Genomic DNA, 15,596 nt, shown 5'->3' on the forward strand with positions numbered 1-15,596 from the left:
ATTTCGTTGGTTTGTCGAGATTTATCGGTTTGTTGATAAAAGTTTTCAAAAAGCGGCAGCAAGGCTGCCACCCTTATTGTCATTCACCGGTAAATTTGGCGCCATCAAGCGAGAAACCGCCATCGGGCAGCATATAAACGCCTGACAATTTCTTGGTTTTTACAGAAATATTCTGCTTTTCACCAAGAAAAATCCACGGAGCATCTTCAAACACCGTTTGCTGGACAATTTTATAAGCTTCTGCCCGTTTTGTATCATCAGCCGTCTTTACCCCTTCGGCGAGAGCCTGATCGACCTTTTCATTTTTGTAATAGGAGGTGTTATAAAGATTGGGCGGAAAGCTTTCGCTGGCAAAAAGCGGACGAAGGCCATAATCGGCATCCCCCGTTGAAGCCGACCAGCCGCTATAAAGCAATTGCACGTCGGATTTTTCAGGTGTCTCGGCGCCCCAGACGCGGTCAGCCTCCACACCGGCTTCAAGCGGGGTTACCGTAACCTTGACATTGACCTTGGCAAGTTCCTGTTGCAAAAACTGCATGGCACGAATAACAGCCGTGCTGTTTCTTGAAAAAACTTCTGTTTCAAAACCGTTTGCATAGCCTGCGTCAGCCAGCAATTGTTTGGCTTTTTCAGGGTTATATTCATATTGTCCGACATTGGTATAAAAGCGCAATAGCGGCGGAATGGACGATGTTGCCGGTTCACAATAACCGTTCAGGACAACCTTGCAGAAAGCTTCCTTGTTCACGGCATAGTTCAGGGCTTTGCGAACCCTGATGTCGTCAAAAGGTTTTTTCATGACATTCATCGACGTATAGAATTCATAGATCGACGGGGCTGTTGTCACGTCAAGTGTCGGTATTTTTTTGGCAACTTCAACAAGTTCGGAAGGAAAATCGGGAACAAATTGCAATTCACCGGCCTGAAGCATGGCAAAACGGGCGCCACTTTCGGGAACCGAGCGGATGACAACGCCATCGACATCGGCAACTTTGCCCCAATAATTCTCGTTTTTTGTCACCTCGAAAATATCGCCGCTCCAGTTTTTGAATTTGAACGGTCCGGTTCCCACAGGATGACGGTCAATATCCTTGCCATATTTCTTGATCGCTGCCGGAGAAATCATCATTGTACCGGGGTGGGCAAGCGAAGAAGGCAGCGCCCCGTAAGGCTCTTTGAGATAAATTTTGATTGTATAATCATCAACAATGTCGACATGATCGAGCATCGAGATCAACACCCGCCGCGACAATTTGTTTTCCGGATTGGCCAAACGGTCAAGATTGAATTTCACTGCCTCGGCGTTAAAATCCGTGCCATCATGGAACTTGACGCCTTTTCTGAGATAAAAGGTAAATTCCTTGGCATCACTGGAAGCTTCATAACGTTCGGCCAGAAGCGGAATAATCTTGTAATCCTTGTCGAAACCCAACAGCCCCTGATAGACTGTGCGCAGCGATGTCATTGTCAATGTGTCATTGATATTGGTGGGGTCAAGTTTGGTGAGGTTGAATTCGACACCGACAGCCAACGGTTTGGCTTCTGCCCAAACCGGCATTGCTGCCAATACCGAAACCAGTCCGGCTGCAAAATATCGTTTAACAAATCTCATTTTCCCTCTCCTTCAAACAATAGACCCGATTGTTCAACACGTTCAAAAATGCCCACCGGATGACAGGCAACAAAATGTTCCGGCTCCACTTCAACGAGCGGCTCGACCAAAGGTTCATCACCGGGTACCCGTACAGGGCTTGGCACTTCCCCTTCAATGAGCGGCCGCTTGATAAAACGGCGCGCCGGATCGGCTATCGGTACGGCGGCAAGCAAACGCTGCGTATAAGGGTGAAGCGGATGATTAAACACTGCCTGCCTTGGACCGATTTCGACAATTTGGCCAAGATACATCACCGCCACACGGTGACTAATGCGCTCCACCACAGCCATATCATGGCTGATGAAAAGATAGGATAGACCCAATTTTCTTTGCAAGTCCATCAATAGATTGACGATTTGCGCCTGAATGGAAACATCAAGGGCTGCCACTGCCTCGTCGGCAATGAGGAGTTCCGGCCCGCAGGCCAATGCGCGGGCAATACAGAGACGCTGGCGCTGACCGCCGGAAAATTCATGCGGGTAACGGCGCGCCACATGCGGCGGAAGGCCTACCGCCTGCAACAATTCCTGCACACGCTCGTCAACCTTGTTTGCCGGAACGAGTTTGTGCGTCAATAAAGGTTCGGCAATCGAAAAGCCGACAGTCAATCGTGGATCAAGCGAGGCAAACGGATCCTGAAACACATATTGTATGTTCTGGCGTATCTTGTGGCGCTCGGCATTATCCATTTTTAAAATGTCGCGCCCGTGAAGCAGAATTTCGCCACTCCGCGGTTCGGTCAATTGCATGATCGTGCGCCCGACAGTGGATTTGCCGCAACCGCTTTCTCCGACAAGTGCCAGCGTTTCACCGGCTTTAATGGAAAAGCTCACCTGCTCGGCAGCATGAACCCGCCCTGTCACTTTGCCGAAAAAGTTCTTTTTGACATCGTAACGGGTTACGAGTTTCTTGACATCAAGCACAATATCATCAAGCTTTACTGTATCCTGCGGCAGTGCTTCGACCTTATCTTTACCGGTTGAGCGTATATCGAAAGGACGTGGCAATTTTTCATTGGCGAGTGCGCCAAGCTGCGGAACTGCGGCAAGCAAAGCTTGCGTATAAGGTGCTTGCGGGTGCTTGAAAATTTCGTTCGACGTGCCTTCTTCGATCTTGTCGCCACGGCACATTACTAGCACGCGATCGGCAACCTCGGCAACGACCCCCATATCATGGGTGATAAAGACCACGCCCATACCAAGCTCGTCCTGCAACATGCGGATAAGGCGCAAAATCTGCGCCTGAATTGTTACATCAAGGGCAGTTGTCGGTTCGTCGGCAATGAGAAGCTGCGGGCGACAGGCAAGTGCCATTGCAATCATCACCCTTTGACGCATACCACCGGAAAGCTGGTGCGGGTGGCGATCAAGCAGGCCTTTGGCATCGGGAATACGCACTTTTTCAAGCATGGCAAGCGCTTCCTGACGCACTTCCTTGTGCGTACCCCCCTGATGAAGACGGATCGCCTCGCCAATCTGGTCACCTATGGTGAAAACAGGATTGAGCGATGTCATCGGTTCCTGAAAAATCATCGCAATATTTTTGCCGCGAACGCTATTCATTTGCGATTGCGTAAGCTTTGTGAGATCGCGCACAGCGCTCTTGTCGTTGAAGAGCACCTCGCCGGAAGAAATTTTACCACCGCCGAATTCGATAAGACGCATAATAGAGAGCGATGTTACCGATTTTCCCGAGCCGCTTTCGCCCACTATCGCCAATGTTTCACCGGCATTGACCGAAAAATCAAGCGACTTCACCGCACGGAAATTGCCGTCTTCGGTTTTGAAATCGACATCAAGGCCTTTTACGTTTAATAGCGGTGCATCCAAATTGACCAACCTCTTTTCTTCCGACATTTCAACCGCTTTCCGGAACGCGTTTGAAAAAGCTGACTCCACCCGCTTTTTTAACGTACTCAAAATTCAACGAAAGGTTTTTTCTCAAATTCTTTCTACCCACTATGGTTGTTTTAGGCAAAACCAAGGACAGAGCACCCCGTTGTCACGGACAACGCCTTTAAACTGTCTTGCTATGACACACTCGCCAGACTCTTGCTGTCTTGACCCTTCAGACACAAGAAAAGATTGCTCACAATTAAAAATGCCGCCGAATATATCTTTTGCGGACGCATTCCTGCTTTACCTTTTTTTAAAACCGTCAAAGCCGGTTTTATTCACTAAATCGTGCTTGTCGTTCAAGTGTTTTTTTCAAAAACTTTTAAAACTGGCATATAAATTGCTTTGGGGCTTGCTGTTTTCCTTTAAAAATCAGTCTGTTGCGGCACTGTTGATAAGTGTGGCAAGCGAGGTAAAATGCGAAGGTTTCATGGTTGCGGCATTAACACCCGACATATCATGCGCCATCCATAAAGACCGTAAAATGCTTTCTTCGGTTGCTTCTATGACCGCCTCGAACATGGGCGAGAGGGCACGGTCGTCAATATGGGGAACATCAACCATGTGCGATTCTTCTTCCCTATGGCGAAGTTCTTTTGCGGTGGAAAAAGCAAGCGCAAAATCGCCCGAACCATTGCTCAAAGCTGCTCCACTTTTGGCAAGCCCCCCGAATGTCCGGTTGGCTAGCCGTTTCAATTGCCTTGAATCAAGGGGCGCATCGGTTGCAACAATCATAATAATCGACCCGTCTTTATCAGCACTCGGTACGGGGTAATTTATGTCGCTCTTTTCGAGAATTCCAAGATGCCCGCCAAAATTCGACTGCACGAGAATGCCGATTGTATAGGTTTTGTCACCAATTTCGATAAGGCGCGATGCCGTGCCGATACCGCCTTTAAGACCGAAGGCCACTGTGCCGGTGCCGGCTCCCACTGCCCCTTCTTCAAACCGGCCGGTTCGGGCATTTTTCAAAGCTTCGAGCATTTCATCAAAGCTCGGGCGCAAAGCCCGTATATTATTCAGCCGTGAATCATTGGTTTCACCGACAACAGCATTGATGGATGTTGCGTTTTCATTGCCCTTTTCATGCAAAGTGTAATAGATCAGTGCTTCAATCGCGCGACCGGTTGCAAGTGTATTGGTAAGCAATATTGGTGTTTCAAGCTCGCCAAGTTCTTCCACCTGAACAGAGCCTGCAAATTTTCCATAACCGTTAAATGCACTGAAACCGGCCGGTATCCTGTTTTGAAAAATATTGTCGGAATGCGGCACAATTGCCGTGACGCCGGTGCGGGTTGCGTCCCCTTCCTTGATCGTGACATGGCCTACTTTGACACCGGCAACATCGGTGAGCGCATTGAGCGGGCCGCTTTTATAGTAACGGGTGACATAATGTTCCGGCAAAGGTTTCGAACAATCATTTTGAAATGACAATGCTAACCCTTTCATTTTTTCCTTCAGGCATGCCAACCCGAAGGATTTACAAATTATATAACAATTTCAATGACGAGTAAGCTTAAACATTATCCCGCGTCGCGTCCGGCTTTCTCGCAGTCACGAGATAATCATTATCTTCCATGGGTGCAACAGCGAATGTACCCTGTTTTTTAAATTTTGAATGATCGGCAAGAACGATTATCTTTTCTCAAGTTTGCACTCATAGCGCGCACAACTTTAGTCATTGCCAGATCAAAATCCGCCCCCTATTACAAATCGCACTGACAGCTATGAAAGCATAACGGGCGTGGACTTTTTTGATCTCTCGAGAGGAAAGCCACCGATATTTTGAGACGACACCCGACGTCTAACGAACAGCTCACAACACACATCAGGGTGGGCACTCGAAATATCGGGAACACTGCTTGAATTTTTAACAATTAACATTCTTAAAAAAACCAGCCTCTTTCTACAGGCTGGTCTTTCTTTCAGCACGCTTGCCTTAACTGCCTAACCGGTAGTTTATCCGTTCTTGGCTTCTCCGGTTTAAAAACCGTTTTAAGTTCCGGATGGCGATTTTTAAAGCGCCCGATTCCTAGCGGATACGGGCAATCACTTCCCCGACATTGGCGATACTGCCCGCCGGTTTTACAATTTCCAGTGTTCCGCTTGTTTCGGCTTTAATTTCAGTCTCCATTTTCATGGCCTCCATTACGGCTACAGTCGAACCTTCTTCGACTTTTTTGCCGTTCTCGACGAGCCATGCTTTGATCGTTCCGGGAATTGGTGCGGCAATATCACCAGCGCCCTTATTGGCCGTCATTTGTTTCCCATCATCGGAATGCGGAATTTCTTTGCCATTCAACGCACTTCCCGCCCCTTCAAGCAATTTCAAAAACCGGAATGGCAAACCGAGTTCCACCCGCTTTCCATCAATTTCAATATCGAAACGCTCAATTTGCGGGTCAATTTTATCGGCTTTGGTTTCCATAGCCAATTTTTCGGCAAAATCGGTCTCGATCCAGCGTGTATAAACTTTAAAGCCGTTTTCTCCAATAAAATCCGGATGTTGAACAACAAGCCGGTCAAATGGCAAGACCGTTGCAACCCCTTCAATTTCAAATTCTTTCAAAGCCCGTGCCGCACGCTTTAACGTTTCTTCGCGGGTTCTTCCGGTAATAATCAATTTTGCAATCATCGAGTCAAATTGCGGGGCAACAATGCCGCCTTCTACCACACCGCTATCAAGCCGCACACCGGGACCAGACGGCGGCGAAAACTTTGTAATTTTTCCAGGGCACGGCAAAAACCCGCGTCCGACATCCTCGGCATTGATACGAAATTCAATGGCGTGACCAATGGGGGTCGGCGTTTTATCAATTGTCAAAGGCAAGCCTTCGGCAATACGGAATTGTTCAACAACGACATCAATCCCGCTTGTTTCTTCTGTTACAGGGTGCTCGACCTGCAACCGCGTATTGACTTCCAGAAACGAAACAACGTCATTGCGCCCCAACAGGAATTCGACAGTTCCGACACCGCTATAATTGACATGACGGCAAATATTTGTAGCCGCTTCTCTCAAACGTGTTTCAACTCTCTCGGAAATAAACGGTGCCGGCGCTTCTTCGACAAGTTTCTGGTTGCGCCTTTGTAATGAACAATCGCGGGTGCCAAGCACCACAACATGCCCCAGTTTGTCGGCAATCACCTGCGCTTCGACATGGCGGGGCCGATCAAGAAATTGTTCGACATAACATTCGCCACGGCCAAAAGCCTGAACAGCCTCACGGACAGCCGATTGGAAAAGCTCTTCGGCCTCTTCCCGTTTCCATACAACCTTCATGCCGCGCCCGCCGCCACCATGCGCTGCCTTGATTGCAACGGGAAAGCCATATTTTTCGGCAAAAGCGATAACATCCTTACCGCTTGTGATCATACCGTTGCTACCGGCAACAAGCGGCGCGCCCACCTCTTTTGCAACTGCACGGGCTTTGAGCTTGTCGCCCAAAAGATCAATCACTTCGGGATCCGGCCCAATCCAGATGAGACCTGCATCAATCACTTCTTTGGCAAATTCGGCACTTTCCGACAAAAAGCCATAGCCCGGATGAATGGCATCGGCCCCCGAACGTTTGGCAATTTCAATAATCTTATTGCCGTCAAGATAGGTTTCTTCCGGCCGATTACCGTTGAGGCTATAAGCTTCATCGGCTTCTTTGACAAAAAGTGCTGAACTATCAATATCGGCATAAATTGCAACCGAAGAAACACCATAATCGTGTGCTGCGCGAATAATGCGCAATGCAATTTCTCCACGATTGGCAATCAATATTTTTTTCATGAACGTCCCCATCACTCCGAATTTGTAATTTCTTAAATCAAGCCCGTCTCTTGTGTCTACCAAAGCCCGTGTTTCGACTTTATGTTTTTTGGTTCTTGCCATTTCCATTTAATTTCATGATTTTTTTGAAGTTTTATTGGCACCATTCTTCAAGCTTTTCTGCTCGCTGTCATAAAAATTTCTGACAGCGCGAAATTTTATGAAAGCTCCTATCGGAACTTGTGCCGCAAGGTCGATCTGGTCTTCAACAAGATTGGCAATAACCGGATAACCGCCGGTAACAGGCCGATCACGCAAAAATAAAACCGGCTCGCCATTTGCAGGAACTTCGATTGCACCCGTTACTGTGCCTTCACTCGGCAATTCATCACTTCGCGAGCGCTCAAGACGGGCGTCACTTTGTAATCTTAAGCCAATTCTGTTTGAAGCTGGCGTCACTTGCCAGTGTTTTTCAAGAAACATCGCAATTGATTGCTCTGTAAACCAATCGGTACGCGGCCCCATAACCACATCAAGCACCACATTATCGCCAGCTTCCGGCAAGAAGTAAGGATCATCAAGCGACAATAAAACCGGCCGCAAAGCGCTGTTATTGGCTATAAAGATGTTGTCACCTGCTGATAGCGGTTTCGGCCCCAAATTGGAAAGACTGTCAAAAGACGCACTTTTTAAAACCGGTTCAACTTTAAAGCCGCCACGCAAAGCCATATAGCTACGAAAGCCTGCCAAGGGCCTCCCAAGAATAATTTCATCGCCTTCATCAATGGCAAGCGGTATATTTTTTTCAAAAACAAAAACTTTGCCTTTTGCCGATTTGATGGTAATTGGCAGGTTCGCACCGGTAAAAGCAATAACCGATGGTTGCAATGCTTTTATACGCGCATTTCCATAGGTGAACTCCAGCACCGGTTGTTCAAGAGAATTGCCGACAAGCCGGTTGGCATTGGCCATTGCTTTCTGGTCAAGTGCCCCTGAAGGGGAAAGCCCTTGAGAAGATTGGAACAAGCGCCCACGATCCTGAAATGTAACCGGCATCAATGTTGTTAGCAATTTGAAAACCGCATTTTCTTGAGGTTTCGGCGTTGCTTCGGTGGCTGATCTTCCGTTGTCGTCATGATCGCCCGTTTTTGCTAAACTCGCTTTTTCATTCGCCTCTGCGGCTTTCGTTGAAGCACTGCTCTTTAAAGCTTTGCTGTTCGCTCTTTCAGGCGTTGATTTTCCGGCCTCGTCATTTCGGGATAAGGAAAAGTTTGTCGCCCCTTCAGGACGAGCCGAATAATCTTTCGTCACATCGACAAAATGCACCCTGTCACCGGGTTTTAAAAGTGAAGGCGGGTCGCGGTCGAGATCAAACATTTTAACATTTGTCCGCCCGATCAATTGCCAGCCACCGGGGCTCGGTTGCGGATAGACACCACCGAATTTTCCTGCAAGTGCAACAGAACCGGCAGGAATAGATTTTCGTGGTGACGCACGCCTTGGAACATTAAAAATGGGATCGCCGCCCGTCAAATAGGCAAAACCGGGAGCAAAGCCACAAAAAGCAACCTGATAATGACTTTCCACATGACGACGGATAACCTCTTCACGGTCAATTTTTAAAAGAGCGGCAACATCGTCGAGATCTTCCCCGTCATAGACAACCGGTATCTCGACAAGTTTGCCGCTTTTTTGTTGGCCTTTTTCAAGTTTCAACCCCGCAATTTTTGTCTCCAACGTGTTTTCATCGGAGAGAGACGGATCAAACTTAATGAGCAAAGTCCGCGCTGCCGGAATAATTTCGACAATGGCTTGAAGACTTTCTTGACTCTGAAACTTTTCTTGATCTTGCAGATCTTTCTCTTCGCGCCGGATTTCTTGTTGCAAGCGGTCAAACAAAGCCAATGTTTCTTCAAGATCGGCAAGCTCGATCAGAAAGGCCGAATTATTGACACCGAGAAAGCGCATGGGAAAAAGACACTCCCTCAATCAACAAATGGCTTTAAGGAAACACCGGCTTTTTCAAGACCGGCTTTGACAGCTCTAGCCATTAATACAGCACTCGGGCTATCGCCGTGAAGGCAAATCGACTGTGCATCAAGGCTAATCTCTTTGCCATCAATCGCGGTAATTTTGCCTGTCTCGACAAATTTTACCATACGTTCGGCAACGACAGCCGGGTCACTCAGCACAGCACCTTTTTCGCGGCGGGATAGAAGTGTCCCATCGCTCTTATAGGCACGGTCGGCAAAAGCTTCTGCCACCACAACAAGTCCGGCTTCACGGGCAAAAGGAATAAGAGTCGAGCCTGCCAAGGCCATCAATACGAGCGACGGCTCGACCGCTTTGATCGCATTGATAACAGCTTTCGCCTGACGCATATCATGGGCAATTGTGTTATAGAGCGCGCCATGCGGCTTGACATAGACAACTTTGATCCCCGCCGCTTTGGCAAGCCCCATAAGCGCACCGATCTGATAAATGGCGTCACCCGTCAATTCGCTATCGGTCGGGTCCATATTGCGGCGCCCGAAGCCCACAAGGTCACGATAACCGATATGGGCACCAACGCGCACATTATTCTTCCTGGCTGCCTCGAGTGTTCTTAAAATACCGGCAGGGTCGCCAGCATGAAAACCACAAGCAACATTGGCACTGGTAACAATAGACAACATTTCGCTATCTTCGCCCATTTTCCAGGGACCAAAACTTTCACCCAGATCGCTGTTCAAATCAATCGACTTCATATGAACCTCCCCTTTTCGAATATAAATTATTGGCTGCTTTTAAATTGTTGAACAATCTAACTTTGATTGTCAGGCATTGCAATCATCTTCTTTCTCAAATAAACTTGTAAATATATTTGGAGGATATTGAACCGGGGAGGTTTTCGGCTTTGCATTTTGTTTCCAATTATTTTTGTGAAAAAGGCTCCGTAATTTATATCGACGGAACCGCCAACCAAGGGGGCAAACGGTCGAATGAAAAAAACGAACGATGAACTATCACTTGCAGATCAGACTGTAAAAGCCATCGAAGCCGCCATTATCAACGGCCATTACCATCCTGGCGAGCATTTGAGCGAAGCAATACTGGCAAAAAAATTGTCGGTCTCGCGTAATACATTGCGTGAAGCATTCAGGATGCTCACAAAAAACGGACTTATCGAATACCGTGCGAACCGTGGTGTCTTCGTAACTATTCCCGATTTCAACACGATTATCGACGTTTACCGCTTACGTAAAATTATCGAAGTTGGCTCCGTTCGCAATGTGCATTTTCCCCATTCAGCTATTTTCATGATGGACAAAGTCGTAGGAAAAGCGGAAAAGCTCTGCGAAGAAGAAAAATGGCAGGATGTCGGTACTGCCGATATGGAATTTCACCAATTGCTGGTAAGCCTCGGCAACAGCCCGCGACTTGACCGGCTTTTTGCCGAGCTGACAGTTGAACTCAGATTAATCTTCGGTCTGATTTCCGACTTGCGTTCGCTTCACCAGCCTTTTGTAGCCATGAACCGCGCTATCGTTAATTGCTTAAAAAAAGAAAAAGCCAAAAAAGCTGCCAAGCTTCTCGGCGATTATTTAAAACAATCCGAAAAAATGATTATCGAGGCCTATAGCGCACTTCAAAAATAATCGTGTTTCTTGTAATAAACATAAAAAATACGGACTGGTGATAAACCGGTCCGTTGCAACAACCGATATGATAATACCAACTTCTTTCATATATGTCGTTCTATGAAGTAAGTCCTTGCATGGCGAATTAATTAAACATACCCGCCCGTTCAAGCGTATTATTTCGGCTTTTGTTCAAATAATATAATTCCAAACGGTTTTGCGTTTTTTCTGTGCTCCATGATAGACTATGTCCGTTTAAAAAATTGAAGGCACAGTCATGCTTCGAGAAAATATCGCCGATCTTATGGCCTTTATGGTTGTTGCCGAGGAAAAAAGCTTTACCAAAGCAGCTCACAAGCTCAACATATCCCAATCGGCTTTGAGCCATTCGATAAAAAATCTGGAAGAACGCCTGCATTTACAATTGTTGCGCCGCACCACTCGTTCGGTTGCACCAACCGATATTGGCGAACGGCTTCTCGAACTTTACACGCCTCACCTTGTGGCGATGGAAAGCGAACTGAAACACCTTTGTGAGACAATCGATCATCCATCCGGCACAATCCGCATAACCGCACCCGATTATGCAGCAAAAGCCATTTTATGGCCAAAGCTTTACCCGCTTCTTGCAAAATATCCCGATATTCATCTTGAAATCTCGATTGATTATGCCTTGACCGACATTGTGGCCGAGCGTTTCGACGCCGGTGTGCGGCTTGGTGAACAGGTCGAAAAAGATATGATCGCGCTCAAAATCGGGCCGGATCTCCGTATGGCGGCTGTCGCCTCACCACAATATCTTGAAAAACATTCTGTTCCCGAAACGCCGCGCGATCTTCTCGAGCAGCAGTGCATCAATCTGCGATTGCCGACATCCGGCGGCTTTTACGTTTGGGAATTTGAAGAACATGGCCATGAATGCAAAATAAGGGTCGAAGGGCAATTGAGCTTCAACACAATCGACCAGGCATTGGATGCTGCCGAAGCCGGTTTCGGCATTGCCTACACAACCGAAGATGCAGTGGTGGAACGGGTGGCAAGCGGGCGGCTTAAACGCATTCTTGAAAATTATTGTCCGCCATTTCCCGGATATTATCTCTATTATCCGACACGGCGCCGACATACCGCCGCTTTTCAACTGGTTATCGATTGTTTGCGCTATAAAGCTTTATAAGATTGCGCGCCCCACACATTTTGAATTTCAATTTCCGATAAGGCTTAAAAAAAGGGGACTATCTGCCATTCCGGTTCGTTCCATTGCGGTTTTCATTCTGTCCAGCCCCTTTTTCCTTTTCCCCAGATTTGCTGTTTGCGTCATTCTCCCCTTCCCGTAAATTTGTTTTATGATTTCCCGATATTTCTGCTGCCTCTCCTGAAGCCTTGCCTTTTCAAATTGTTGGGACGGGAAGTTTTTTGACCGGTAAACTTTGAGAACCATATATTGGCAAGATAGATTGTTCTATGAAAATTTTGCATAAAGCCTAGTTTCGCGCCCTTCTTTTAGAAGACGTGCTTTTCGGATTAATCTCAATAATAAGCAGCCACGCATTGTCGATCAGGATCGTGCGAATTTGAATATGTGCATTTTGTCAAGGGGTTTCAAAAGATGGTCAAACGCAACTGGGTGATAACGGGTGTTTCAAGCGGTTTCGGCTATGAAATGATCAAACAGGTTTTAAGCCGCGGCGATAACGTATTGGGAACTGTGCGCAAAACGGCAGCTGTCGAAGAGCTGGTTGCCCGCTATCCTGATCATTTTCATGTCGCAATTGTCGATATGAGAGACCGGAAAGCTGTAAAACAACTCGGGCAAAAAGCGGAAGAATTGTTTTCAACAATTGATGTGATTGTGAGCAACGCCGGATATGGATTATTCGGTGCGGCCGAAGAATTGTCGGATGAAGAGATTGATGACATTATCGCAACCAATCTTACCGGTTCGATTGACTTTATTCGCGCCTTCCTGCCCATTATGAGGAAAAAGCAACATGGGCGTATCATCCAGATTTCTTCCTATGGAGGCGAAGTCGCTTTTGCCGGAAATTCGCTTTATCACGCGACTAAATGGGGCATCGAAGGATTTTGTGACTCGCTTTCACAAGAAATGGCGCCATTCAATATTGGCGTGACGATTGTCGAACCCGGTGGAGCAAGAACCGAATTTCGCTATAAAAGCGCAAAAATCGCGAAGCCTATAAAAGCTTATGACAACACGCCCGCCCATGCTTTTCAAAAAATGCTTGATCGAAAAAACGGCTTGGCCGCAGGTGATCCGGAGCGCATGGCTGCCCGCATTATCGATAGTGTTGATATAACGCCCGCACCGTTACGTATGGTGCTCGGCTCAGGTGCTTTAAAAACCACCATCGAGGTTTTAAAAAAACGGCTTGAAGACTTCAAAGGGCAAGAACAACTTGCCGCTTCAACCGATTTTTAAAAGAGATGAAACAACGCCTCATATAAAACGGAGATCTCAATATAATGGCCCCGTTCCTGATTATATTGAAATTTCTTAAATCTCCGGCAAAGCCGACTATAAAGAACTGCCGTTTCAGTCAGAAGAAACATTTTTAGGCAGACGAAAAATTGCGTTGGGCTGAATTGTCGTGTCTGTTTCTTCTTGCTGAAACGGCTAAATGATTGCGTTTTTCCCAACCGCAATCGTCAAATATTTGGCCGAAAGCCCGATCTATTCCGTTCAGCACTATTGTTTGTGATTTTTATGATGGTGTATTTTATAGCGCAGTGCAATAACACCCTGACCGGCGTTTTTTACCTCCAGCAATTCGAGTGACTGGCCGGCAGCCGGATTTCCTTTCACCAAAACCGGTTCTCCCGTTGCACTATTATCCGTGCGAGGTGACCAATCAAATAAGGAAGGTGCAGCTTTGCGCCCGTCAATTCCGGGATAGATCATCACACTCAATTCATTGATAAGCCCGTTTTCCAGAAATGCTCCGTTAATCGTGCCACCACCCTGCAAAACAATTCGTTTTATATTGAAAAAATGCCCAAGACTTTCCATGGCTTCCACAAGGTCATTTCCATCCTCACCGGCGAAGACATAGGAAATCCCCAAGCTACGAAGATGTTCCAGATAGGCTTGCGATATTTTTTTGCCCAAAACGACAATGATGTTTTCGCCGCAAATTCTGTCGCCCTCATATTTGATACGCCCATGGCGATCGAAAACAATGCATAACCGTTTGGTTTCACGCTTACCGATAAAAGGTTGCGGGTCGATCGCGATAACTGGATGAGGGGCATTGAATTCCTGCTTTGCAAAATGCCTTTGAACGGTAACCCGCCCCAGCATTTCCGCGTCGCAATTGAAACTGTCGCTAAGATCATAATAGGAAATTGTCGTCTCATCATTTTCTGTCCCGTCATAAGGCGCAGTCCAATGATCTTCCACTATTTTTCCGTCAATCGATGTCATCATATGGCAAATTATAAAAGGGCGCATGATTTCTCCTTGAACAATAAAATCATGAAAGAGCAACGAGATAAGCGAAGGCTCTTTGAAATGTCTTCTTCACCTATAAACGCTTGAAGCCCGCTCATAAACCGGCCTCTTTTCACAAGGCCTATTAGAAAAATTCATCAATAGAGAAGTGGGAATGGAAAAGCGGGCGTTGCTTAAACACGTTCTTTTTTAAAAGCTCGCGAAAATAACACGCGAACGGATATATGGGAAAAAAGCACATCATAAGCTTTGAATCCGTGGGACAAGCCTCTCTCTTTCTCAGAATTGTTTAACCTTCCTTTTTCTTACATCTCCTCCCTTCTCATGACTCCCGCTTCTTGTTCCCTTTCATCTTGCGATGTCCCTTCTCACCGTCTCCTTCCCGATGGTCTTCTATTTCCCTCTTCTTTGCCGATTTTTTTAAAAATCCTGTTGGTTGTTTTGGCCTATCTTGCAAAAAAATAAAACTGGAGAATAGTTTCCTAAAAAGGGAAAGTTTTTGCGAAATGATCGGGACGAGCAAACCATTTTCTGTGGTTATCAGGGTGCTGTGCATTTTCGCACTGCTCAACCTCGCCTTTGCCCATAATCGCAATTTTCCGGTTGCACCGAGCAGTTTTGCAAGCAATTCTTCACACCATCATGAAAGCTATCGGCAGAACCATTCGCATATGGTTTCCGATAGCGACATTTGCTCGAAAAACGCATCTTCAAAACCGCAAAAATTAAGCAAAAAACATCATAATGACAATTCATGTCATGAATTGGGGGCGTGTCATGCCTGCCGCATCGGCGCATCAATGCTCACCCCGCCCGATAGCCTTGAAATCGGCGAACATCACCTCTTCCTCGTCGAGATTTTACTGCCCTATCATGCGGTAACCTTCGGCACGTTTTTTGTAAAATCCAACGCCTCGCCGCGTTCCCCGCCATTGTCACTCATAAGCTGACAGGTTCAATAGATCATCACATCGAATTTTTAAAAAAATGGCCGCGTTTTTTGCCGACGTGGCGCAAGTCACTGCTGCCATTTTTTGGTTTTCAATTGTGATTATAAAACTTGGTCAGCCTGTTTTTTTCACCGTCAAAACGCATGGGTTGGGGTCTCACAAAAACGAGGCTCAGAGAATGCCGCGTGTGGCAATTCCCGTTTGTTTTCCATGCCTGACAAAGTTTCAATCCACTTTTCTTTATGGATTTT

11 protein-coding genes are annotated in these 15,596 nt (G+C 46.8%); 4 read left to right on the plus strand and 7 right to left on the minus strand.

Annotated elements, in window-relative coordinates; translation table 11 throughout:
* Nucleotides 1-79: 79 nt before the first annotated feature.
* The 6 genes from BBC0178_RS09350 to BBC0178_RS09375 form a co-directional block, all read right to left on the minus strand.
* Nucleotides 80-1,612: a glutathione ABC transporter substrate-binding protein gene (locus BBC0178_RS09350; protein ID WP_078039969.1), complete on the minus strand. Its 1,533-nt coding sequence runs from the start codon at nucleotides 1,610-1,612 to the stop codon at nucleotides 80-82.
* Nucleotides 1,609-3,510 (minus strand): ABC transporter ATP-binding protein, encoded by a 1,902-nt coding sequence (locus tag BBC0178_RS09355; RefSeq protein ID WP_078039970.1) that lies wholly within the window; start codon nucleotides 3,508-3,510, stop codon nucleotides 1,609-1,611. The genes BBC0178_RS09350 and BBC0178_RS09355 overlap by 4 nt, the downstream gene beginning before the upstream one ends.
* 411 nt (nucleotides 3,511-3,921) lie before the next feature.
* Entirely contained in the window at nucleotides 3,922-4,998 is a 1,077-nt protein-coding gene (locus BBC0178_RS09360; protein WP_078039971.1) for a DmpA family aminopeptidase, read from the minus strand.
* Between the two features lie 583 nt (nucleotides 4,999-5,581).
* Nucleotides 5,582-7,330, minus strand: coding sequence for an acetyl/propionyl/methylcrotonyl-CoA carboxylase subunit alpha (locus BBC0178_RS09365; protein WP_078040446.1), 1,749 nt, complete (start codon nucleotides 7,328-7,330; stop codon nucleotides 5,582-5,584).
* A 114-nt stretch (nucleotides 7,331-7,444) separates the two neighbouring features.
* Entirely contained in the window at nucleotides 7,445-9,277 is a 1,833-nt protein-coding gene (gene pxpB / locus BBC0178_RS09370) for a 5-oxoprolinase subunit PxpB (protein WP_078039972.1), read from the minus strand.
* Between the two features lie 17 nt (nucleotides 9,278-9,294).
* Nucleotides 9,295-10,056 carry a LamB/YcsF family protein gene (locus BBC0178_RS09375; RefSeq protein WP_078039973.1) on the minus strand — a complete coding sequence of 254 codons (762 nt, stop codon included), beginning with the start codon at nucleotides 10,054-10,056 and terminating at the stop codon, nucleotides 9,295-9,297.
* 234 nt (nucleotides 10,057-10,290) lie between these two features.
* Here BBC0178_RS09375 and BBC0178_RS09380 point away from each other — a divergent pair, with 234 nt between their 5' ends.
* The 3 genes from BBC0178_RS09380 (at nucleotide 10,291) to BBC0178_RS09395 (ending at nucleotide 13,366) form a co-directional block, all read left to right on the plus strand.
* Complete coding sequence (locus tag BBC0178_RS09380) at nucleotides 10,291-10,947, plus strand: GntR family transcriptional regulator (protein ID WP_078039974.1); 657 nt, start codon at nucleotides 10,291-10,293, stop codon at nucleotides 10,945-10,947.
* 259 nt (nucleotides 10,948-11,206) lie between these two features.
* The gene (locus tag BBC0178_RS09385) at nucleotides 11,207-12,103 is read left to right on the plus strand and encodes a LysR family transcriptional regulator (RefSeq protein ID WP_078039975.1); all 897 of its coding nucleotides are present in this window, start codon (nucleotides 11,207-11,209) and stop codon (nucleotides 12,101-12,103) included.
* Between the two features lie 432 nt (nucleotides 12,104-12,535).
* A complete protein-coding gene (locus tag BBC0178_RS09395) occupies nucleotides 12,536-13,366 on the plus strand; it encodes an SDR family oxidoreductase (RefSeq protein WP_078039977.1) in 831 nt (276 codons plus the stop codon).
* Nucleotides 13,367-13,633: 267 nt separating this feature from the next.
* On the opposite strand, the gene BBC0178_RS09400 is transcribed toward BBC0178_RS09395, so the two are convergent.
* Nucleotides 13,634-14,395 carry a dihydrofolate reductase family protein gene (locus BBC0178_RS09400; protein WP_078039978.1) on the minus strand — a complete coding sequence of 254 codons (762 nt, stop codon included), beginning with the start codon at nucleotides 14,393-14,395 and terminating at the stop codon, nucleotides 13,634-13,636.
* Nucleotides 14,396-14,901: 506 nt separating this feature from the next.
* Here BBC0178_RS09400 and BBC0178_RS09405 point away from each other — a divergent pair.
* On the plus strand, nucleotides 14,902-15,345 hold the full coding sequence (locus BBC0178_RS09405) for a hypothetical protein (RefSeq protein ID WP_078039979.1): 444 nt from the start codon (nucleotides 14,902-14,904) through the stop codon (nucleotides 15,343-15,345).
* Nucleotides 15,346-15,596 lie beyond the last annotated feature (251 nt).

This window comes from Ditibartonella apihabitans (assembly GCF_002007485.1).
Lineage (GTDB): Bacteria > Pseudomonadota > Alphaproteobacteria > Rhizobiales > Rhizobiaceae > Bartonella > Bartonella apihabitans.

Bases quoted from the DNA above. Each gene is read 5' to 3' on its own strand.
- BBC0178_RS09350 (WP_078039969.1), bottom strand. From the start codon at position 1,612: ATGAGATTTGTTAAACGATATTTTGCAGCCGGACTGGTTTCGGTATTG.
- BBC0178_RS09355 (WP_078039970.1), bottom strand. From the start codon at position 3,510: ATGTCGGAAGAAAAGAGGTTGGTCAATTTGGATGCACCGCTATTAAAC.
- BBC0178_RS09360 (WP_078039971.1), bottom strand. From the start codon at position 4,998: ATGAAAGGGTTAGCATTGTCATTTCAAAATGATTGTTCGAAACCTTTG.
- BBC0178_RS09365 (WP_078040446.1), bottom strand. From the start codon at position 7,330: ATGAAAAAAATATTGATTGCCAATCGTGGAGAAATTGCATTGCGCATT.
- pxpB (WP_078039972.1), bottom strand. From the start codon at position 9,277: ATGCGCTTTCTCGGTGTCAATAATTCGGCCTTTCTGATCGAGCTTGCC.
- BBC0178_RS09375 (WP_078039973.1), bottom strand. From the start codon at position 10,056: ATGAAGTCGATTGATTTGAACAGCGATCTGGGTGAAAGTTTTGGTCCC.
- BBC0178_RS09380 (WP_078039974.1), top strand. From the start codon at position 10,291: ATGAAAAAAACGAACGATGAACTATCACTTGCAGATCAGACTGTAAAA.
- BBC0178_RS09385 (WP_078039975.1), top strand. From the start codon at position 11,207: ATGCTTCGAGAAAATATCGCCGATCTTATGGCCTTTATGGTTGTTGCC.
- BBC0178_RS09395 (WP_078039977.1), top strand. From the start codon at position 12,536: ATGGTCAAACGCAACTGGGTGATAACGGGTGTTTCAAGCGGTTTCGGC.
- BBC0178_RS09400 (WP_078039978.1), bottom strand. From the start codon at position 14,395: ATGCGCCCTTTTATAATTTGCCATATGATGACATCGATTGACGGAAAA.
- BBC0178_RS09405 (WP_078039979.1), top strand. From the start codon at position 14,902: ATGATCGGGACGAGCAAACCATTTTCTGTGGTTATCAGGGTGCTGTGC.